Origin of the sequence: Conexibacter sp. W3-3-2, assembly GCF_009707605.1 — a bacterium.
GTDB lineage: Bacteria > Actinomycetota > Thermoleophilia > Solirubrobacterales > Solirubrobacteraceae > Paraconexibacter > Paraconexibacter algicola.
The window spans coordinates 117764-137399 of record NZ_WLYW01000003.1; the positions used below are offsets into that span (position 1 = coordinate 117764).

The 19636-nt window shown below is 70.4% G+C and carries 25 protein-coding genes, 1 pseudogene and 1 riboswitch; of the genes and pseudogenes, 8 read left to right on the top strand and 18 right to left on the bottom strand.

The features are described from left to right. Positions 1-43: 43 nt before the first annotated feature. Positions 44-877 carry a heparan-alpha-glucosaminide N-acetyltransferase gene (locus tag GKE82_RS25405; protein WP_154735706.1) on the bottom strand — a complete coding sequence of 278 codons (834 nt, stop codon included), beginning with the start codon at positions 875-877 and terminating at the stop codon, positions 44-46. 110 nt (positions 878-987) lie between these two features. Between GKE82_RS25405 and GKE82_RS25410 the strand changes: the two genes are divergently transcribed. Genes GKE82_RS25410 through GKE82_RS25420 form a run of 3 tightly spaced genes read left to right on the top strand, consistent with a single transcriptional unit; the run spans position 988 to position 3328 of the window. Further along, positions 988-1857: an N-acetyltransferase gene (locus GKE82_RS25410; RefSeq protein WP_154735707.1), complete on the top strand. Its 870-nt coding sequence runs from the start codon at positions 988-990 to the stop codon at positions 1855-1857. 29 nt (positions 1858-1886) lie between these two features. Continuing rightward, positions 1887-2864 carry a hypothetical protein gene (locus tag GKE82_RS25415; protein WP_154735708.1) on the top strand — a complete coding sequence of 326 codons (978 nt, stop codon included), beginning with the start codon at positions 1887-1889 and terminating at the stop codon, positions 2862-2864. A 17-nt stretch (positions 2865-2881) separates the two neighbouring features. Further along, positions 2882-3328 carry a flagellar basal body-associated FliL family protein gene (locus GKE82_RS25420; RefSeq protein WP_154735709.1) on the top strand — a complete coding sequence of 149 codons (447 nt, stop codon included), beginning with the start codon at positions 2882-2884 and terminating at the stop codon, positions 3326-3328. Positions 3329-3368: 40 nt separating this feature from the next. On the opposite strand, the gene GKE82_RS25425 is transcribed toward GKE82_RS25420, so the two are convergent. After that, entirely contained in the window at positions 3369-4184 is an 816-nt protein-coding gene (locus GKE82_RS25425) for an exo-alpha-sialidase (protein WP_154735710.1), read from the bottom strand. A gap of 87 nt (positions 4185-4271) precedes the next feature. On the opposite strand from GKE82_RS25425, the gene GKE82_RS25430 reads away from it, so the two are divergent. Continuing rightward, the gene (locus GKE82_RS25430; RefSeq protein ID WP_154735711.1) at positions 4272-4667 is read left to right on the top strand and encodes a four-helix bundle copper-binding protein; all 396 of its coding nucleotides are present in this window, start codon (positions 4272-4274) and stop codon (positions 4665-4667) included. Positions 4668-4710: 43 nt separating this feature from the next. On the opposite strand, the gene GKE82_RS25435 is transcribed toward GKE82_RS25430, so the two are convergent. From GKE82_RS25435 to GKE82_RS25445, 3 genes are read right to left on the bottom strand one after another with little or no spacing between them, the layout of a single operon-like run. Further along, entirely contained in the window at positions 4711-6963 is a 2253-nt protein-coding gene (locus GKE82_RS25435; protein WP_154735712.1) for a cation-translocating P-type ATPase, read from the bottom strand. Then, positions 6960-7880, bottom strand: coding sequence for a hypothetical protein (locus tag GKE82_RS25440; protein ID WP_154735713.1), 921 nt, complete (start codon positions 7878-7880; stop codon positions 6960-6962). The genes GKE82_RS25435 and GKE82_RS25440 overlap by 4 nt, the downstream gene beginning before the upstream one ends. Next, complete coding sequence (locus tag GKE82_RS25445; RefSeq protein WP_154735714.1) at positions 7880-8095, bottom strand: heavy-metal-associated domain-containing protein; 216 nt, start codon at positions 8093-8095, stop codon at positions 7880-7882. Before GKE82_RS25445 ends, GKE82_RS25440 begins: the two co-directional genes overlap by 1 nt. A gap of 83 nt (positions 8096-8178) precedes the next feature. Here GKE82_RS25445 and GKE82_RS29445 point away from each other — a divergent pair. Both GKE82_RS29445 and GKE82_RS25455 read left to right on the top strand, forming a co-directional pair. Further along, positions 8179-8475, top strand: a pseudogene (locus GKE82_RS29445) (metal-sensitive transcriptional regulator); the annotation flags it as partial. Between the two features lie 65 nt (positions 8476-8540). After that, positions 8541-8939 carry a DUF4396 domain-containing protein gene (locus tag GKE82_RS25455; protein ID WP_230317260.1) on the top strand — a complete coding sequence of 133 codons (399 nt, stop codon included), beginning with the start codon at positions 8541-8543 and terminating at the stop codon, positions 8937-8939. Positions 8940-8944: 5 nt separating this feature from the next. Here the strand turns inward: GKE82_RS25455 and GKE82_RS25460 are convergent, their stop codons facing one another. Together GKE82_RS25460 and GKE82_RS25465 are read right to left on the bottom strand one after the other, a co-directional pair. Then, a complete protein-coding gene (locus GKE82_RS25460; protein WP_154735717.1) occupies positions 8945-9646 on the bottom strand; it encodes an FkbM family methyltransferase in 702 nt (233 codons plus the stop codon). Between the two features lie 72 nt (positions 9647-9718). Further along, complete coding sequence (locus GKE82_RS25465; RefSeq protein WP_154735718.1) at positions 9719-10057, bottom strand: hypothetical protein; 339 nt, start codon at positions 10055-10057, stop codon at positions 9719-9721. A gap of 118 nt (positions 10058-10175) precedes the next feature. Then, a riboswitch (cyclic di-AMP (ydaO/yuaA leader) is annotated at positions 10176-10309 on the top strand. 33 nt (positions 10310-10342) lie between these two features. On the opposite strand from GKE82_RS25465, the gene GKE82_RS30450 reads away from it, so the two are divergent. Further along, positions 10343-11416: a peptidoglycan DD-metalloendopeptidase family protein gene (locus tag GKE82_RS30450; protein WP_154735719.1), complete on the top strand. Its 1074-nt coding sequence runs from the start codon at positions 10343-10345 to the stop codon at positions 11414-11416. Between the two features lie 355 nt (positions 11417-11771). Here GKE82_RS30450 and GKE82_RS25475 read toward each other — a convergent pair whose 3' ends face one another. Both GKE82_RS25475 and GKE82_RS25480 read right to left on the bottom strand, forming a co-directional pair. Beyond that, positions 11772-12482 carry a cytochrome b/b6 domain-containing protein gene (locus tag GKE82_RS25475; RefSeq protein ID WP_154735720.1) on the bottom strand — a complete coding sequence of 237 codons (711 nt, stop codon included), beginning with the start codon at positions 12480-12482 and terminating at the stop codon, positions 11772-11774. After that, positions 12472-13191 (bottom strand): molybdopterin-dependent oxidoreductase, encoded by a 720-nt coding sequence (locus tag GKE82_RS25480; RefSeq protein ID WP_154735721.1) that lies wholly within the window; start codon positions 13189-13191, stop codon positions 12472-12474. Before GKE82_RS25480 ends, GKE82_RS25475 begins: the two co-directional genes overlap by 11 nt. Before the next feature lie 44 nt (positions 13192-13235). Between GKE82_RS25480 and GKE82_RS25485 the strand changes: the two genes are divergently transcribed. Further along, a complete protein-coding gene (locus tag GKE82_RS25485) occupies positions 13236-13817 on the top strand; it encodes a CHAP domain-containing protein (protein ID WP_154735722.1) in 582 nt (193 codons plus the stop codon). Here GKE82_RS25485 and GKE82_RS25490 read toward each other — a convergent pair. The 9 genes from GKE82_RS25490 to GKE82_RS25530 form a co-directional block, all read right to left on the bottom strand. Beyond that, positions 13814-14275 (bottom strand): hypothetical protein, encoded by a 462-nt coding sequence (locus tag GKE82_RS25490; RefSeq protein ID WP_230317261.1) that lies wholly within the window; start codon positions 14273-14275, stop codon positions 13814-13816. The genes GKE82_RS25485 and GKE82_RS25490 overlap by 4 nt on opposite strands. Positions 14276-14314: 39 nt before the next feature. Continuing rightward, positions 14315-15520 carry a M23 family metallopeptidase gene (locus GKE82_RS25495; RefSeq protein ID WP_154735723.1) on the bottom strand — a complete coding sequence of 402 codons (1206 nt, stop codon included), beginning with the start codon at positions 15518-15520 and terminating at the stop codon, positions 14315-14317. Positions 15521-15607: 87 nt separating this feature from the next. After that, entirely contained in the window at positions 15608-16336 is a 729-nt protein-coding gene (locus GKE82_RS25500; protein WP_154735724.1) for a class I SAM-dependent methyltransferase, read from the bottom strand. A 197-nt stretch (positions 16337-16533) separates the two neighbouring features. Then, complete coding sequence (locus tag GKE82_RS25505) at positions 16534-16824, bottom strand: hypothetical protein (protein ID WP_154735599.1); 291 nt, start codon at positions 16822-16824, stop codon at positions 16534-16536. Between the two features lie 36 nt (positions 16825-16860). Next, on the bottom strand, positions 16861-17559 hold the full coding sequence (locus GKE82_RS31085) for an adenylate/guanylate cyclase domain-containing protein (RefSeq protein WP_154735600.1): 699 nt from the start codon (positions 17557-17559) through the stop codon (positions 16861-16863). A 10-nt stretch (positions 17560-17569) separates the two neighbouring features. Beyond that, positions 17570-17716, bottom strand: coding sequence for a hypothetical protein (locus GKE82_RS31790; RefSeq protein WP_375337066.1), 147 nt, complete (start codon positions 17714-17716; stop codon positions 17570-17572). Then, positions 17680-18225 (bottom strand): DUF305 domain-containing protein, encoded by a 546-nt coding sequence (locus GKE82_RS27500; RefSeq protein ID WP_154735601.1) that lies wholly within the window; start codon positions 18223-18225, stop codon positions 17680-17682. The genes GKE82_RS31790 and GKE82_RS27500 overlap by 37 nt, the downstream gene beginning before the upstream one ends. Positions 18226-18298: 73 nt before the next feature. Further along, complete coding sequence (locus tag GKE82_RS25525; RefSeq protein ID WP_154735602.1) at positions 18299-18640, bottom strand: hypothetical protein; 342 nt, start codon at positions 18638-18640, stop codon at positions 18299-18301. 47 nt (positions 18641-18687) lie between these two features. Beyond that, on the bottom strand, positions 18688-19635 hold the full coding sequence (locus tag GKE82_RS25530; RefSeq protein WP_154735603.1) for a M56 family metallopeptidase: 948 nt from the start codon (positions 19633-19635) through the stop codon (positions 18688-18690). Position 19636 lies beyond the last annotated feature (1 nt).

The following is a 19636-nucleotide window of genomic DNA, read 5'->3' on the forward strand; positions in this document are numbered from 1 at the left end:
AGCAACCGGACGACACCGGTCTAGCCTCGCGGTGGATCGAGGCTTAGACGTCGGCGCCGAACAGCCAGAAGCCGCTGCCGAGGACGGCGACTAGGACGGGCTGGTGTACGAGGTAGAACGGCAGGGAGCGACGACCCGGTTGGGCGGCGAGGCGACCGAGGCGCGGGTGGCGGGGTAGCGCTCGTAGGGCGGGTCCGCGACGCCCGCAGGGGTACAGGACGCTTCCGAGGGCGACGCCGAGGAGTGCGGCACCGCCCCACGGCATCAACGGGTACCAGTCGACGCCCGCCTGGGGCGGCTCGAACCCGAGCGCGAGCAGACCGGGGATGTCGCTGGTGAGGTCCGTGGAGAGCCCGGCGGCGATGATCGCGGCGCCGAGGATCGCGTTCCAGCGGCCGAGCCGGACGGTGAGCGGCAGCACGACGATCATCAGTGCGGCGATGAGATGGAGGATCCCGAAGCGCACGGCGTCGTCGGGGCCCAGCGCGACGCGGGTCGCGATCGACACGACCGTTGCGGCGGCGAGCACTTCGAAGCCGCGCAGGAGGTGTGATCGCCAGAGCTGCTCGCCGGTGAGCCGGTCGGCTTTGGCGCGTTCGTGGGAGATCCAGAAGCTGATCCCGACGAGCGTCAGGAACGTCGAGCCGCAGACGACCTGCAGCGCTCTCCAGACGCCGTTGTAGGGGTCCACCCCGGCCGCGGGAAGCAGGAAGTTGATGTCGTAGACGACGTGGTAGACGACCATCATGACCATCGCGAGCGTCCGCGTGGCGTCGACCTCCCATAGCCGGTCGTCATCACCTCGTGGGCGGCGTCGTTGAGGCTCCCGCTCAGGCGCGGGCGCTGTGTCGTTTCTCGAGCTCAGTGTCTCCGACATATCGTAGGATCATGGCAGGGGCGGGCGCGCCCTTGGAAGGGGTCCGCGCCCGCCCCGTTTCTCCTACACTACGTAGGATGAACTCGCCTCGACTGCACGCTTCTGCGCCCGTGATCCGCTCGGGCAGCAGCCCCACAGCGGCGCTCGCGCTTACGGCGCTGGTCGCGGCGGCGGCGAGTTTCGCGATGCATCACGTCGGCCCGCTGGCGGCCCACGTCGCTCCGTGGGCGGTGCTGGCGATGGGGAGCGCGGCGGTGGCCGCGGTCCTGGTCGGGTCCGTGCTGGCTCCGCGTGAGGCTGCAGCCCCCGTCGTCATGCTGAGCGGACGGCCCGCCGACGTCGCCCGACTCGACGGGAGCACGATCGCGTTCTGCAGCGAGCTCCATACTCGCGCCCTCCCGCATGGCTTCTTCGCGACGCTCGGGAGCCGGTTTCTGAGCGTGTACTACCGCTCCTTCGCCGACTCTCCGCACGCCGTCGCACTCATCGCCACGGTGGACGGCTATCCGGTCGGCTTCCTGGTCGGCTCCTCGAGGGCCCGTGCGCACCGTCAGTGGGTGTTGCGGCATTGTGGGTTCCGCCTCGCGGCGGCTGGAGCGGTGGCGCTGCTGGCCCATCCCCGGGCCGCGATCCGTTTCGCGCGCACCCGCATTTCTCAGTACCGCCGGCGCCTCCTGGCTCGCGGTGGGGATACGAGCGGCGGGGCGGGTCCGGTGCGGGACGTGGCAGTGCTGAATCACGTCGCGGTCCTGCCTGGAACGCGCGGCGTGGGCGCTGGTCGTGCCCTGGTTGCCGCATTCGAGTCCGAAGCACGAGCTGGCGGCGCGCAGACGGCGTACCTGACGACCTTGGACGGTGACGAGGGCGCTGGCGCCTTCTATGAGGTGCTGTCGTGGGAGCCCGGCCCGGTCCGGCCGACCGCGGACGGGGCACGGATGCAGGAGTGGAGCAAGCCGCTGGACTCGGGGGTCCCCGCATGAGTACTGCAACTCGGTGGGCTCTGGCTGCCGTGAGCGCCGGGGTGCTGGCGGGATGCTCGAGCCAGCCCGCTTCTGAGACGGCGTCGACGATGCGGACGCCCGACGTCCCCGCAGCGACCGCGACGGCGCAGGCGGTCGAGCCGTTGCCGCGGTTTGCTCCCTATGCGGTCGGTGCTGGTGAGACGTTCCCCAACGCTCGCCAGCTTGCAGGCCGCGCGGCGCAGACGGTGCTGACCTACCCCGGTGGCACGACGCCCCAGGATCTCGCCTCGAGGCTGCCGTTGGAGGGGACGGCGGGGGCCGAGCTGGTGAGCACGATCGATTCGTCGCTTGACCTTGAGCGCTCGTCGGCGGCTGAGGTCATCTACGCCCAGATGTCCGGGACCACCGAGACGTCCTTCGGGGCGATGGTCGTCGTGCGGCAGCTGCTGCAGAGCGAGGACGGCCGCCGGCGCGCCATCACGCGCACCGTCGACGTGCGCCTGACCCGGACCGACGGGCCGTGGAAGCTCGCCGAGGTCGCCTCGCTGGGCGGCAAGCCCCTCGACCGCCCGTCGGGTCTGTCCGCTGCGGCGCGCGCGGTCCTGGATGACGAGCGGATCACGTTGCCCGACAGCGCGCGGTGGGACATCTTCCGGGGCAAGGTCGACGACGCGCTGCTCGAGGAGCTGTCGCGCACCGCCAGACGCCACCGCTTCTCGGTGGCCGTGCTGAGCTCGGGGCACCCTCGGAACGTCTGGCAGACCGATCGGCGCAGCGCGCATTCCGGCGGTCTGGCCGCCGACATCTACTCCGTGGACGGGATGCTGGTGATCCGTCAGCGCCAGGACGGCAGCGCGGCCTTCGCGTTGGCCAAGGCGTTCGCGACGGCCGGGGCGCGACAGGTCGGAAGCCCGTGGGACTTCGATGGGCCCGGGCGCGCATCGTTCACCGACGAGGTCCATCAGGACCATGTGCACGTCCAGCAGCGAGCTGGCGAGCTGGAGGTCAAGCCGACCGCAGGATGACCAACAACGTGTAGGAGATGAAGAAACTTCTCCTCCTCGTTGCCGTGCTGCTGATCGCCGCGGGCGCCGTCTACAAACTCACATCGTCCACCCCGAACGAGACGGCGGCTGCGCCGAGGATCGAGGGCGAGGTGTACGTGCTGCCACGGGAGTTCGTCGTGACGCTGGGCGGCGCACGCTACGCGCGTGTCGGGGTGGGTCTGGTACTGGCGCACGGCTTCAGCAGTGCGCCTCACGCGCCGGCCGAGGGAGCGCCGGCGGAGCTGCCGGAGGGGTTTGGGCCCTTGGAGCAGGAGGCTGCTGTTCGCGCGATCGTGACGGAGGTCCTGACCGGGCGTCAGGCCGGTCAGCTGACGTCGCGGACTGGCCGTCGACGGGTGAAGGAGCGGATCCGCCGGCTGATCGTCTCCAGGACGGACGTCGAGGTCGACGAGGTGCTGTTCACCGATCTGGTGGTGCAGTGAACGCGTTCAGCGTGCCGCGCTGACGCGCGGGCTCCAGGTCTTACCGCCGTCGGAGCTCTCGTGGACGCTGCCGTCGTCCGCCGCGACAACCATGGTCCGGCCGCTGACCGCCAGCGCGGCGGGAATCACCGGTGCGCGCCCGACCTGCAGCACGTTGTCCAGGGATCGGTCGATGCGGTGGACGACCTGGTCCTGCCCGATCGCGGTGAGCCCCTTCCCCGGTCCAGGCCAGGACGCTCAGCGGGAACTCCGCGAGCGGTTCGAAGGACCGGCCGCCGTCGCGGGACACGATCAGGCCTTGCTCGGTTGATGCGACGACGCGCCGGCTGTTCTGCGGGTCGATGGCGAGGTCGAGGACGGGCGGGACGGTGGCGCGCTTCCAGGTCCGGCCGGCGTCGGCGCTGGACAGGAGCTTTCCGCTCAGCGCGTCGAACGCGTAGACGACCTTGCCCGCGACCTCGATCGCGTGGAGATCGGCGCGTCCGGCGAGGGACACATTCTTCCAGTTGCGGCCGCCGTCGGTCGTGCGGATGAACCCCACCGAGGAGGGTTCGTTCGATCGCACGTCGGGGTGGCCCGAGCCGGCGTACTGCTGGGCGCCTTCGACGACGAAGCCCATGACATCTCGGTTCTGATCGCCGACCAGCGACGGTTGCCTCTGCCCTGCCGGAGCCCGGAACAGGCCGTTGTGGGCCGCGATCAGTGTCGCTCCATCGGCGGGGTCGATACCGACGGCGTGGACGTGCCCGAGCTTGTCCACGAAGACCGCTCCGGGCGCCTTGGGCTTCTCGTCGCCACACCCGCTCGCCACGGTGGCGAGCAGGACGAGGACTACGGCGGTACGCAGGCGACCCATGAGCACTCACGCTACTACGTGACGTAGGAACAACGTTTGGTCGTGCGGCCGCCGGGAACGCGGGTCGGACCCTACGAGAGGACCGTCATGTCACATCATGTCTCCGACCTGCTGGCCGCCGATTCGACCGCGAGCGAGCTTGACCGGTCACTCATTGCTGCGTGTGTAGAGGCGTGTCTGCGCTGCGAGGTGGCGTGCACGTCATGCGCGTCGGCATGCCTGTCCGAGGCCGATGTCACGGCGATGGCGGACTGCATCCGCGATGACCTGCAGTGCGCCGAGCTCTGCCGCACCACGGCGGCCGTCTTGGTGCTGGGCGGTGGCGATATGGCGGTGTCTCGCGCGATCGCCGACGCGTGTCGTCAGGCGTGCGAGCGTTGCGCGGTGAGCTGCGAGGCCCACGGCGACCATCACGAGCATTGCCGCTTGTGTGCGCAGGCCTGTCGGGCGTGCGCAGAGGCGTGCGCGGCGCTGGTCGCGTGAGCGGTCGGCCGGCGCGCGCCCGTCTGCGCGCCGGCCGCCGGGGTCAGGCGGGGTGTTGTGTTTGGAAGCGGCGGAGTCGCAGCGAGTTGGCGACCACGAAGACGCTGGAGAGGGCCATGGCGGCTCCGGCGAACAGCGGGTTGAGCCAGCCGAGCATCGCGATCGGGATGAGCACGACGTTGTAGGCGAAGGCCCAGAACAGGTTGCCGCGGATGACGGCGAGGGTCCGGCGGGCCAGGCGGATGGCGTCGGCGGCCGCGCGGAGGTCACCGGAGATGAGCGTGAGGTCGCTGGCCTCGATCGCGACGTCGGTTCCGGTGCCGATCGCCAGGCCGAGATCGGCTTGCGCGAGGGCGGGGGCGTCGTTGACGCCGTCGCCGACCATGGCGACGACGTGCCCCTCGTCCTGCAGGCGGCGGATGACGTCCGCCTTTCCGTCGGGCAGCACGTCGGCGATGACCTCGTCGATCCCGACCTCGTCGGCGACGGTGCGGGCGCTGGAGGCGTTGTCGCCGGTCAGCAGGATCGGGGTGAGGCCGAGGGCGCGCAGCGCGGCGATGGCCTGGGCGCTGGTCGGCTTGACGGTGTCCGCGACGACGATGACGGCGCGGGCCTGCCCGTCCCAGGCGGCGGTGACCGCGGTGTGGCCGCGTCCCTGGGCGTCGTCGAACGCTGCGCGGAGCTCCTTGGACAGGTCGACGGACCAGTCGCGCAGGAGCGAGGGGCGTCCGACGATCAGGCCGTGCCCCTCGACGACGCCTTCGACGCCGAGGCCCTCGCGGTTGGTGAAGCCCTCGACCTCGGAAAGCGGGCCGACGTCCTGTCGGGCGCCTGCGGCGATCGCCTGCGCGACCGGGTGCTCGGAGGCGGCTTCGAGCGCGCCGACGAGCCGCAGGGTCTCCTCTCGTGAGGTGGAGGGGTCGGTGATGACCTCGACGAGGGCCATGCGTCCGGTGGTGACGGTTCCGGTCTTGTCGAGCACGATGGTGTCGACGGCGCGGGTGGACTCCAGGACCTCGGGACCTTTGATCAGGAGGCCGAGCTGGGCGCCGCGGCCGGTCCCGACGAGCAGTGCGGTGGGCGTTGCGAGCCCGAGCGCGCACGGGCAGGCGATGATGAGCGTGGCGACGGCGGCGCTGAACGCGAAGGTGGTTCCGGTCCCGTCGCCCAGCCAGAAGCCGAGGGCCACGGCGGCCAGGCCGATGACGATCGGGACGAACACGCCTGAGATCCGGTCGGCGAGGCGCTGGACGGGTGCCTTGCCGGTCTGGGCGTCCTCGACCAGCCGGCTGATCTGGGCGATCGCGGTGTCGGCGCCGACCTTGGTGGCGCGGATCACGAGGCGGCCTCCGGCGTTGACGGTGGCGCCGACGACGTCGTCCCCCGGGTGCTTCTCGACGGGGACGGATTCGCCGGTCAGCAGCGACTGGTCCACGGCGCTGGAACCCGACTCCACGATGCCGTCGGTTGCGACCTTCTCCCCCGGGCGCACGACGAAGCGGTCGCCGACTGCGAGGTCGTGGATCGGGACGCGGCGTTCGTTGCCGTCCTGGTCCAGGCGCGTGGCCTCTTTGGCTCCGAGCTCCAGCAGGGCGGTGAGTGCGGCGCCGGCGCGGCGCTTGGCGCGTGCTTCGAAGTATCGGCCGGCGAGGATCAGCGTGGTGACGACGCCGACGGCCTCGAGGTAGATGTGGGAGCTGCTTGCGCTGCGGTCCAGGACGAGGTCCATGGGCATGGTCATGCCGGGCATGCCAGCGTCGAGGAAGAACAGCGCGACCACCGACCAGGACCACGCGGCGATGGTGCCGACGCTGATGAGGGTGTCCATCGTCGCGGTGCCGTGCTTGAGGTTCTGCCAGGCGGCGCGGTGAAACGGCCAGCCGGCCCAGAACAGGACGGGCGTGGCGAGCTGCAGGGCCAGCCACTGCCAGTAGTCGAACTGCAGCGCGGGGATCATCGAGAGGAGCAGCAGCGGGACCGACAGGACGGTCGCTCCGATCAGTCGGTGACGGAGGTCGCGTACGTAGCCGTCCTCGGGCTCGTCGGCGGTGTCGGCGCGTTCGGTGTGGGGCAGTCGCGCGTGGTAGCCGGCGGCGGCGACGGCCTGGACGAGGTCGTCGGGGGACGCGAGTCCTGGGTCGAAGGCGACGGAGGCCTTCTCGGTGGCGTAGTTGACGGTCGCCTGGACGCCGTCGAGCTTGTTGAGGCGGCGCTCGATGCGGTTGGCGCAGGACGCGCACGTCATGCCTTCCAGGGGGAGCTCGAGGCGCTGTTGGGTCTGGGTGGTGGTGCTCATCGCGGGACCTCCACGGTGTAGTCGACGGTGCGTACGGCGCCGTCGGTCTTGAACTGCAGGAACAGGCGGTAGCGCCCGGCGGTCGGGAACGTCGCCGCGAACCTGATCTGGTCGGTTTGCGTCGCGGTCTCCTCGAGCGGGTGGACGTGCAGGTAGGCCAGATCGCCGGCGCGGAGTGCGACGAGGTGGCCACGGGCGCCGAGGTAGGGCTGCAGGTCCGTGGCCGGGCGGCCGTTGCGGCTGACGGTGAAGGTCAGTTCGGACTCCGTGCCGGCGCGTGCGCGCGTGCTGTCCAGGCGCACGTCGAGCCCGGCGACGCGGTCGCTGCGCGTGAGGGCCACAGGCTTGGCCGGCAAAAACGCTCCGGGGGCGTTGAGGTCCGCGGCGAGGGTCCGCTTCTGGCCCTCCACGGTGAAGTCGGCGTACATGCGATAGACGCCCGGTTCGGCGAGACGCAGCGGGGTGCCCCACGTCCCGGACCCGTCCTTGGTGGGATGCAGATGCTGGAAGCCGGTCGTGTCCCGCCGGACCACGATCAGGTGCAGCTCGCGTTCGTGCGAGCGCTCGTACTCGTCGCGCAGCGGTCGGCCGTCGGGACCCAGGATCTGGAACGTCAGCCGGGCCGGGCGGCCGGGGTCGAGGGTCGTGCGGTCGACCTTGAGCGTGTAGCCGTCCTGGGAGATCGCCAGGCCCGGGGCAGGCGCCTGTGCAGACTCGGTCGCGGCTGTGGTCGACCGGTCGCTGGTATGGCCGCCGCCGTGAGGGCTCCCCTGCGCGGCGGGCGCGTCGGCAGCAGAGTGCGGGGCGGCGGTGACGGCGCCGTCGGTGGGATCGATCGCGGCGCCGGCGAGGGCCGCGCCGCCTGCGGCGAGTCCGACGGTGACGGCGAAGAGCGCGATGCGGGTCGGGGGGTTCATCAGGCGCTCCCCGTCTCGTAGCCGGCCTGGGCGACGGCGGCGCGGATCGCTGCGTCGTCGAGGTCGGTGCCGGTGACGGTCAGCGTTCCGGTGGTGCGGTCCGCATGTGCGGTGGTGACGCCCGCGAGCTCCTCGACCTCCTCCTGCACGCTGAGTTCGCAGTGTCCGCAGGTCATGCCGGTCACGGTGTAGGTGCGCTCGCTGAGTTGGGTCATGCTCGTCCTCTCGTAGATACGGGGTGGGGGTATGCAAGACGGAGGCTAGCATACCCCCTGGGGGTACTGCTACTGTTGGGTGCATGACGACGACTTCCACCACCTCGGCGCGGGGATACAGCGCGAGCAAGGACCAGCTGCAGAAGCGGTTGCGACGCATCGAGGGCCAAGTGCGCGGCGTGCAGTCGATGGTCGAGGACGACCGGTACTGCATCGATGTCCTGACGCAGATCGGCGCGATCCAGGCGGCCCTCGACAAGGTCGCCCTCGGCCTGCTCGATCAGCACGCCCACCACTGCGTCATGGGCGCTGAGGGCCAGCTCCGGGAGGACCGCACCGATGAGCTGATAGGTGCGGTCGCGCGCCTCATGCGGCGGGGGGTGAGGTCATGGATCACGGAGCCCAGAGCCTCAACCGCCTCAGCGTCACGGCGACGCTGCACTGCATGACCGGATGCCTGATCGGCGAGATCCTCGGACTCGTCATCTCGACCGCGCTGGGTTGGGGCGACCTCGCGTCGATCGCCCTGGCGGTCGGTCTGGCGTTCGTCTTCGGCTACCTTCTCACGTCCCTACCGCTCTACCGCGCAGGGATGACGATCGGCGCGATCGTGCCGATCGCCCTGGCGACCGACACGGTGTCGATCTCGATCATGGAGGCCATCGACAACGGGTTCATGGCCCTATACCCGGGAGCGATGGACGCCTATCTTGACGAGCTGCTCTTCTGGGGCCCGATGCTCGGCGGGTTCGCGATCGCGTTTCCCTTCGCGTTCGCCGCGAACCGGTGGTTGATCGCCCGCGGCAAGGGGCACGCCCTGGTGCACGCCCATCACGCGCACTGACCTGTTCAGGTCCGAACAAAGGTGAGCTTCCAGTTGTAGTCGGCGGTGTGGGCGGCGACGAGCTGGTACCCGGCCGAGGTGAGCTTCTCGACGTGGGCCAGCGGGACGGCCGGCTTGACCGGGGTCGCGAACTCGACGGCGATGATCGTGACGGGGATCCCGGAGGCGAGCACGTCGTCCAGGATGGTGTATTCGCTGCCTTCGGCGGAGATCTTCAGCAGGTCGACGTGTCCGACTCCGCGTTCGGCGGCAAGGGTGGCCAGCCGGCGGGCGGTCGCGGTGAACGCGACCTCCGTGCCGTGCATGTCGGTGGCCGAATGGGAGATGTAGCCCTCCACGCGCGGAGCGTGGAAGGTGAGCTCGGTGTCCTCGTTCCACAGCGCGTAGGGCAGGAACTCGTGACGGGGCTCGTCGGCGGCCGCCTGCGCGACGTACTCCGCGGCGGCGGGGACCGGGTCCATCGCCAGTACGCGGCAGCCGAAGCGTGAGATGAGCTCGAGGTCGAAGGTGATGTCGGTCCCGGTGCCACAGAGGAACACGACGCTGTCCTCCCGCAGCAGCGAGGCCGGGACGACGTAGCCGCCGTAGGTGGGGTCGGCGATCCCGACGAGGTCGGCACGGGGCTGGATGTCGAGCGCGGCGCGAAACCGGCGCGAGCGGTACGGCAGTCGCACCTTGTCGAGGGCGCGGTGAAGCGGGCTGGCCATGCTGGTGTTCTCCTGTGGAAGATGGAAAGGGGTCGTCGCCGCCCACCCGAGAGGATGGGGCGCGCGCCCTCGTCACATCCGCAGGATCGAGTGGCGGCCGGGGGGCCCGGCCCGCGCGCGGGGCGCCGGGACCGCCGGTGCAGGAAGGCCGCGAGGGACGGAGACCGACGACGGCCTGAACGTCCCCCCCATGCTCGTGAGTGCTGCTGCGGTCGCGCTGAGCAGCGCGGCTCCGGCCAGCGCCACGCACAGCAACAGCTCGCTGATCGCGTGGTGGTGACCGTCGCCGTGGTCGGCGACCGGAGCCGGGTGATGGATCACGACCGATGCCGCGATGACGGCGAGCACACCGAGCAACGCCCAGCGCACGCTGCGGCGCCACAGCAGGCGTCGTGTCCTGACCGGTCCCACGCGCGCAACGTACTGCAGGCCTCAGATCTCGGTGCAATACCGGTGCCGCGGCACCCCGTGAGCTGGTGCGCGCTGACTGGATCGACATAACGCCGTCCCGTGGAGTAATCTCCTACACGTCATAGGAGCGCCGAGTCCTCGCGTGTCGAGGAGCGGGGGACCCACTCACGGGGCGAATCGACCGTATGTCGTAGCGCGACTCTTTCTGCGCGAGCCCGTCAGCTAACCCCGTAGGCCGACGAAAGAGAGCCTTTGGTGCACCCCCGACGGATCACGAGCCTGACCGTGCTCGCCTTGATGACCACCGCTGTGTCTGCAGCCCCTGCCGGCGCGCAGACCTCGACCGGAGGCGCGGCGATTCCGGACCGTGCGGTGGCGTCGGTCGCGACCTGCGCATCGGGCGAGTCGTGGGCCTGCCGGGTCGGGCAGACCCTGACGATCGCCGGCGAAGGTCTCGATGGGGTCGAGCGTGTCGCCTTCCTCGGCGGGAAGGGCTCGCGCGACGACCGGTCGGCGGTGCCGGTCACCAGGTCCGCCGAGCAACTCGTGGTGACGGTGCCGCGCGGCGCTCGGTCGGGCGTCCTGCGGCTGCAGAGCCCCGCGGGCGGATCGAGTCGCACCCGGAAGCTGCGGATCTTGACGGGCGCGGCTCCTCAGGCGGACGTGACTGGTGCCGCGGCCGATCTCAAGCCCGGGGAGGCGCTGATCGCCGGGTCGCGTAAGCGGGCCGTGCTGCGGTACTCGGCGTCGGGCGCCGGCACGGTCGAGGCGGTGCGTCTGAGCGACGGCGTGGCGGTCCGTTCATGGCCGGTGCCGGCAGGGAGCGGCGAGATTCGCTGGGATGGCACGGCCAACGGCAGCGTCGTGGCCGATGGCCGCTACGAGTTGCGGCTGACCGGCCAGCCGACCGCCTCGCAGGCCAGCGCGCAGTCGCTGCTGGTGCACGACGCGATGTTCCCCATCCGTGGCAAGCACGACCTCGGTCAGAGCGACACGAACAACTTCGGCGGTGCCCGGGGACATGGCGGCCAGGACATGTTCGCTGCGTGCGGAACGCCGCTGGTCGCTGTTCGGCCCGGGACGGTGCAGTTCGCGGCGACGCAGGACCGCGCCGGGAACTACGTGGTTCTCCAGGACGCGGCCGGCCAGTCCTACGTGTACATGCACATGCGCGATGCCGCGCTGGTGAAGAAGGGCCAGAAGGTGCTGGCCGGTCAGCGGGTCGGGTACGTCGGCGAGACGGGCCGCGCGTCCGGATGCCATCTGCACTTCGAGCTCTGGACGGCTCCTGGGTGGTACACGGGCGGCGAGGGCGTCGACCCGTTGCCCGAGCTTCGTCGCTGGGACTCTTTTAGCTGAATTCCGGTATAACGGGGTGGCGATGAGTGACTTGATCGCCGCTCTCCGCCTCGCGCTGGAGCGGCTCGATGGACGGTCCGTGACAGCACGGGACCTCGCCGGGATGCTGGGGTGCCAGCAACGTGAAGTGCTTGAGGCCCTGAGCGTTGGACGCCGTCATGGGTGGGCGCAATCCGCGGGAAAGACGCTCACGGGCGCGGTGCTGTACCGACGGGTCGCCCTCGGGTCATCGGCCGCGGGTCCAGACGACGGGTAGCCCGGGTCGCGCGGCAGCAAGGGCCGCGGCGTCGTCGAACCGCCGGGCGCGAGGGTGGACGGCCCCGGTGCGGCTCCAGGCTCAGGGCCTCGTGATGGCTCAGAGCGGAAGAAGGTCGCCCTCACGGAGGAAGAGGAGCGCGACGCCGGCTCCGAGCGCGAGGCTTGCGAGCGCGACGAGGCGTTGCCCGGGAGCGGTCGGCGGTCGGGTCTCGTGGCGCGGGTCCCATTTCGGGTGGTGGTGGCGTGCCCAGTCCCGTGAGACCCGGCCGGTCACGATCCCGCGCAGCGCTGGACGGGTGGACGGCTGAATGACGGCGAACCACAGGTGGCCGCTGAGCAGGACGAGTCCCACGGTGCCCGCGGCATCGTGCAGGGTGAGCGCGCCATCGGTGCGCAAGGCGTGGTTGCGCTCGCCGAGCCACAGCAGGGCTCCGGAGAGGCCGAGCAGGCAGGCAAGCCCGGCCTGCAGCGCGGTATGCAGCTTCTGGCCGGCGTTGAAGCGTCCTTGGGGGACCCGGCGGTTTCTGAACCAGCGGCGATCGTCGACGTCGAAGTGCTCGAGGTCGTGAAGGGCTGACCGAAGGGCCCTGCGGTCGGCAACGGCCACGGTCGCCGCGATGCCGGCAAACCAGAGTGCGGCGGCCGCGAGGTGGACGGCTTTCAGCGCTGTCCGGCCGCCGGCGAGTCCACTCCAGGCCGGGACGTACAGGGCAAGGCCGGTAGAGGTCATCGCCAGGAACCCCGTTGCGTGGATCCAATGCAGGGCGCGCGCGGTGGCGCTGAACCGCGGGACGAGCTCAGACCGCATCGTCGGGGTCGATCCACGCGTCGGCGTCGTACCCCCGCTGCTCCCAGTATCCCGGCGACCGGTCGCCGGTCACCTCCAGGCGCTCGACCCATTTGACGCTCTTGTAGCCGTACATCTTCGGCACGACGAGTCTGAGCGGGGCTCCGTGCGCGCGGGAGAGTGCTCGTCCGTCCATGCGGTAGGCCAGCAGGACGTCGTCGAGGCGGGCTTGAGCGAGGGTCAGTGAGTCCACGTAGGGGCGCTCGGCGGAAACGAACCGGACGGCACGGGCGCCCGCGAGGAGCCCGGCTCGGTCAAGAATCGCTGCGACGCTCACCCCTTCCCAGCGCACGTTCTGGACGCTCCATCCGGTGACGCAGTGGAAGTCGGAGGTCTGCGTCGTGCGAGGAAGGGTGAGGAGCTCGTCGTAGCTGTAGCGGATTGGTTGTGTCACGTCGCCGTCGATATCGAGCCGCCAGCGCGACGGTTCGAACTGCGGCATGGGGCGCGAGACGGTGTAGATCCGCCATCCCGACGATGACGCGGGGACAGCGTCGCGGACGCCCTGCGGAAGCCGGCCGGTGATGGGTGAGGCCAGTCGTGCGAGGGCGTCGGTGAGCGCGTTTCCGGTGGCCAGCGTCACCCCGCCGACTGCGAGTGTTCCGAGAAACGCGCGGCGCCCGATGGGCGTCGTCTCCTGTGAAGCCGGATCGTCCGACGAACTCGTCATCACTACAGAGTGTAGGAGATGCTGTGTCTGCCGATCACCGGTTCATGAGCGTTGAGCTGGTCGTGGCGCGGATCGCTGAGATCCGCCAGTACGTCCCCGGGCCGGTTCCCGTCCAGGTGACCGACTCGCCGGTCGCCTTCTCGTCGGTCCTGGCCAGCGCGACGGCGTCTCCCCCATCGCGTTCGAACGCGGGGGATTCGGCGGCGACGTTCGCCGCTGCCGAGGTCGGCGTGCGCGAGGCCCCTCCCGGTTCCAATGACTCGCCGAGGATCGCTGAGTACCGTCGCTCTGTGCCGGGGGGTCCCGTGGGCCCGTGGTGTGCGTACTTCGCCTCGTGGGTGTCGGCGCGGGCCGGCACACCTCTTGGCGACGCGGGTCAGGGCTTTGCGCGTGTTGACGACGTATGGTCGTGGGCGTCGCGGACCGGCCGGACCCTCAAGAGGAGCGACGTCCCGAGGCCCGGCGACCTGATCTTGTGGGACGAGCACATGGGTGTGGTGGAGAAGGTCGGTCCGCGGGGCGAGCTGACCGTCGTTGAAGGGAACTCATCGGACGCGGTGTCACGCCGGAACTATGGGCCTGACGCCGGGGGCGCTGTGGGATTCGTGCGGCCTGGCGCGCGTTAGCCGGCGGGGACGCCGACGACCTGCGGGCTGGCGCAGGAGATCTGGCCCCGCAGGCGAATCCGCAGCCCGGCGAGCAGGAGCGCAACACCGGCCAGACCGAGGAGTGGCTGGACCGGTGCCCAGTAGTCCAGGGCGCCGGAGACGCCGACGAGCGCGACGATCAGTTTGTTGCAGACCGGGCAGCCGACCGCGAAGGTCGACAGCAGCGTCGCACCGGCGTTGCGGGTCGTCCCCCGCGGGCTCTGCGGGGCTGCCCGTAGATAGGTCGCCGCCGTCAGCCCGAGCAGCAGCGACGAGGCCGCCCAGACGGGCCAGTTCCACCAGAGCACCGGGGTCATTCGCGTGTAGTACGACGTCTGGATGATCCCGGTCGGGATGCCGATCACCGCGGCGGCCAGCGCCGTCCCCGCGGCGGCTGCCACCCACTGACGCAGCTGCCAGGCTCGAAAGGCGGTCACGATCACATCCTTTATCCTACATCTCGTAGGAGTAGGGAGTTAGAGGTATGCGAGCGGGTTGACCGGCTGTCCGTTGATTCTTACCTCGAAATGCAGGTGGTCCCCGAACGAGTTGCCGGTGTTGCCGACGTAGCCCATGATCTCCCCGCGGCGGACGGTCGCGCCTGTCCGGGTACCCAGGCGCGACTGGTGGGCGTAACAGGTGGCTTTGGAGGCGGTGTGCTGAATGCAGGTGTAGAGCCCGTAGCCCCCCATCCAGCCGGCGGTGGCCACGCGGCTGGCCTCTGCAGCTCGAATCGGCGTCCCGCCCGGGGCGGCGATGTCGATCCCGGCGTGCAGACGTCCCCAGCGCGGGCCGAACGGGCTGGTCAGCGGTCCGGAGACAGGCATCTGCAGCGCTCCGCCTGCGGTCGTTGTCGGCGCGGCCGAAGCACTGGCTGGTGCCTGCCGGGCGGACTTCGCGAGGATCGCCCTCACTCGGCGCTGCTCGCGCTGGAGTGCGACGAGGTGACGTTCTTGGCGACGACGGGACACCTTCGCCAGGGCGAGTGAGCGTCGGCGCGTGTCGCGTGCCGCGGCGATTTGTAGCTCGATCAGTGCGACGTCGTTGCGGGCGGCCTGGACGGTCTCAGCCTGTTGGCGGACCCGGCGAGCGGCGGTCTGTTGGCGGTCTTGGAGTGGCTTGAGGGCGGCGATCGCGGTCCCGGCTTCGGTCTGTGCGCGCCTGACCTGACGGATGAGCTCCTGATCGCTGCGCTGCAGCCGGCGCAGGAACTCCCGGCGCTCGAGGAGGCCAGCGAAGCCGTCGCTGCCGATGACGACGCTGACGAGGTCCGGCGGGTCTGCTTTGTACTCGGCGACGAGCCGGACCGCGAGCAGGTCTCGGACCTGGCCGAGCCGGCTGCGAAGCCGGGCGGTCCGCCGCCGCTGACGTCGCAGTGTTCTGCGGGTCGTGGCGAGGGCGGCTGCGCGGGCGGCGTAGCGGGTGCGGAGGGTCTGTAGTCGGCGCTCGAGGACCGCTCCGCGCGCTCCGAGTTTGGTGATCCGGCGCTGGAAGGAGTTGATGCTCAGCGCCAGCCGGCGTTCACGCAGCCGGGTTCGGACGATCGTTGCGCGGGTGGATTCCGCTCGTGCGGCGAGGTCGGCGGGATCGGGGAGGCGTGCGCCGGAGGTGCCTTGGCCGGCAAGAAGGGCCATGAGGATGCCGGCGAGGAGCGCTGCTCCCGCCCGGAAGACAGGGACCATCCGTTTATCCTACGTATCGTAGGAGTTGGTCTCGACCTGGTTCGCCGCGTTATGCGGTTCTGCAAGGACCGCCCGGTCCGTGACGGTTCAGAGGGTCTTGGTCATGCGGGTCGCGGTGGCGAAGCTGATCCCGTTTCCGCGATAGAAGTGGCCCGCGGCGGCGTAGTCGTGGTGCATGAACGGGAAGCCGCGCTGGTCGCAGAGTTCGCGGAGCGCCGGGGTGTTCTGCCCGTTGCCCGAGCACAGGACGGCGCCCGGGGCGGCCGCGTCGGCCGCGGTGGTGAACTCGTACCGTTCGAGGTCGGGCTCTGAGGGCGTGTCGTGGACGAAGAGGTCGACGCGGATGCCGGCGAGGTTGGCGGCGAGTGCGTCCTGGGTGGTGGCCCGCGCCCAGGTCCAGCGGTCGGCGTGGCGCTGGGGAACCATCCATCCCGCGGTCGGGTCGGGGTCGAAGCTGATCAGCCGTCCGGCGTGACCTCCGTCCTCGACGTTGCGTTCGAGTGCGCGCAGCATGACCATGGCTCCGAGTCCGTACCACAGGCCTGTCTCGACCACGACGTGCGGGCGCCGTAGCCGGATCAGGGCCCAGAGCAGCGGGCGGTGCCCGAGGGCCATCTGAGGTCGCAGGAGCGCGGGCCGACGAAGGGCGGCGTAGTCGCGCTGCAGTCGCTCGTCCTGGGCGGGCTCCTCGAGCAGCTGGCGGGCAACCTCGGGCGTGACCTCGAAGTTCGCGGCGAGGAAGTGCGCTGCGGCGTCGAGGTCGGCCAGGTCGAAGGAGAAGTCCCCTACCTCCGGGTCCCAGAGCACGTATCGCATCCGGGAAGCGAGCGAGGCACCGTTGGCGCCGTAGGCCCGCAGGCTCCGGGCTTTTGCGAACCACCGGATTCGGTTGCCGTGACGAACGGCAGCTCTGATCCTGAACTGCATGTCTGGGTCTCGCACGCCTCGCATTCCGACGAAGTGTAGGAGAAAGTGGTGCGGGCGTGCGACCGCCCAGGGTTCGGCGAGGCGCGTCAGGAGAAGAGGCGTCGTTCCTCGGATGCACCGAAGCGGCGGATGACCAGTCGTAGGAGGACGAGCAGAACGTAGGCGCCGGCGACGGCGGCGATCGTGCTCTCGGGGCGAAAGGCGTGAAACTCGTGATCGGCACTGATCTTATGAGCGATCGGGGCGCCGGAGAGCATGCCGAGGAAGCCGGCCAGAACGGCGGCCGCCCGCGGCGGTTTGGGCTCCGGGACCATGAGGCGGGCGAAGAGCCCGGCGAGCGCTGCGATGAGGATTCCGGCGAGCACCGGGTACAGCATGCCCTACTGGGCCTCTGCGTGTTCTTCCTACGGGTCCTAGGACTTGGTGAAGGCTTCTGGGGAGCGGTGGAACCGCGCCGTGCACTCCGGGGAGCAGAACCACAGCTCTTGGCCATGGTGCGTCGAGCGGATCGCGGTCGCGGGGTCGATGCGCATGCGGCAGACCGGGTCGATCGCCGGGACGGCCCGAGGTGCGGCGCGTCGCCAGGTGGCCTGGTGGACCGTGACGGGCTCGGCGAGGTTGCGCAGGACGACCTCTCCCCCGGGCTCCCAGAGGATTCCGTCGTGCCGGCCGACGGCGTCGCGCAGCGGTTGATCGACGAGCACCTGGCCCGCTTGGGCGTGGGCGCACAGTCGGGCGGCGCGGTTGACGGTCGCGCCGAAGTAGTCGGTGCCGCGCTGCGCCGCGGTGCCGTACGCGATGCCGGTGGTGAGTTGTGGCCAGTCGACGCGTGCGCAGACGACCTCGCACAGCGTCAGGGCATGGTCGACGGCGTCGTTGGCGGCGGGAACGCGAACCATGACGGCGTCCCCGATCGTCTTGACGAACGTGGCGGTACGGAAGACAGTGCGCGCCAGGTCAGCGAGTGCGAGCGCGAGGTCCGCGGCGAGCTCGTCGCCGTGGTGGGCGGTCAGCGCGGTGTAGCCGACGAGGTCGGCGAAGACGAACGCCGCTCGGCCGGCCGGCGGCGCCGGGTCTCCCCGGCGCCGTTGGTCTGGTGTCCCGGCCGGCACGGCAGTCGGGCTACATCGAGTGTCCGGGCATGCTCTCCGAGGAGGAGTCCTCTGAGCCGGTGTCGGCGGGGACGCCGCCTGCGGGAGACTCCGCGCCGTACCACTCCTTGCGCCAGCTGTTCATCTCGCCGATCTCCTTGGACTGTGCGGCGATGATCGCCTCGGCGAGCTTCTTGACTTCGGCGCTCTCCCCCTCTTGAGCACCGCACGCGCCATGACGATCGCGCCTTGGTGGTGCGGGACCATCATGTCGATGAACTCGCGGTCGAACGGGTCGGCGGTCTCCAGCGACATCTCGTCGCCGGACATGCCCATCATCGCCTCCGGAACACCAAGGTCGCCGGAGGTGACGCCGTCGGCCTTGAGCGTCTTGGCGATCGTCTCCATCTGAGTGACTTCCGCGGTCTGGCTCTTGATGATGTTGTCGGCCAGCGTCTTGATCTCGTCGTGCTCGCCGCGTTCCTTGGCGATGGTCGCCATGGCGACGGCGGAGTTGTGGTGGGGGACCATCTCCTCGACGAAGGCGAGGTCGACGCCGTTGCCGGTCTTTGAGCTCGACGTGCCGGAGTCGTCGTCGGAGCCGCAGCCGGCCACGACGAGCGCGGCGAGCACGGCGATGAGTGCGACCGCCAGCGTGAGCGGGCGGGTCTTGAGGATGTGCTGCATGAGGTTGTCGTTCTCCTGTTTGGGTTAGCTGATCGAGTGTGGGTGCGCACCGGTGAGGTGACGCAGCGCTCGATCACGTCAGGAAGACCTGCAGCTCTGGGCCCGCCCGGGCGCGGGCGCTCGTGGTCCGGGGGCACGGAGTGATCTGGGAGAGTGCGCGCTCGGCTCTGGGTCGCCAGCGTCCGACGCGTCCCGCGGCTTGACTGAGGGCGACGGCGATGAAGACCCCTGCGGCGGTCTCGCTGATGGCGAGACAGACAGCCAGGGCGGTGGCCATGCCCTGCTCGTGGTCCATGTGCCCGCCGCCCAGCGCGGAGTGCGCCGCGATCACGGCGAACACGACGAAGAGCATGGCCACGGACAGGGCGATGCGGCGTCGAGCGCGGCGGAGGGTGCGGTTGATGGCGACGAGCACGCCCCCTGAATCCTACAGGGCGTGGGAGTTGGGCTGGCGGTCGTCGTCTAGAAGGGGCAGTGCTCGACGATCACGGCTGCGGAGGCCGGCGAGAGCGCTGCGGCGGGAAGGAGCGCGACGAACACCAGCGCAAGGCCGGTGAGCCAGCTGGCGAGGAGGAGGTGGCCGCGGTCGTTTCGGTCGCGGTCGCCGTCCATGAGCTCGCGGACGCGGGTGGTCACCGAGGAGCCGGACAGCGCGGTGAGCGCGGGGCTGGTGGCGCAGCGCAGTTCGGCGGCCTTGCAGATCGCGGAGGCGAGGGCGAGGCGGTCGCCTCCGCGGGCCAGGGCCCAGCGGTCAGCGTCTCGCTCGAGGTGGAACTGGATCTCGCGGACTGCATGTCGGGATCCGGGCACGACGCGGCCGAGGGCGCGGAGGATCTCGGCGCTAAGCAGGACGTAGCGGTGGCGTCGTACGACGTGGCCGCGTTCGTGCTCGAGGCTGACCTGGAGTTCGGGTTCGTCGAGCACTGCGAGCGCGAGGGGGCTGACGATGATTCTGGGGCGGGTGAGGCCTGCTGCGGCGACGAGAACGCCGGGTTGGCCGACGATGACGGACCCTTCCGGTCCGGGGCCGACTGCGGTGCGGCGGACGAAACGGGTGACTGCGCGCGATGCGCGCACGAGGCCGTGTCCGACCGTGAGCAGCGAGAACGCCAGGACGGCGATGGGGATCAGCACGGCGATGTCTCCGACGGCGTGACCGTTGAGGCCCAGGTGGGTGCTGAGCCCGGGAAGCGCCGTGTGCCAGCACCAGTGGGTCAGCGCGCCGAAGAGGTCAGTGGCCGGCATGAACCGGAAGGCGAAGACGGCGGCGCCGAGGGCGAGCGCTGCGCGCAGGACGAGCGCGGCGCCCCAGACAGCGATGGCGAGTTCCGGGCGTGCGCGATCGAGGGCGGCGCGGTGGGGTAGCGCGAGGCTGGCGGCGATCAGGAGCGCGGCGAGCGAGACCAGCATG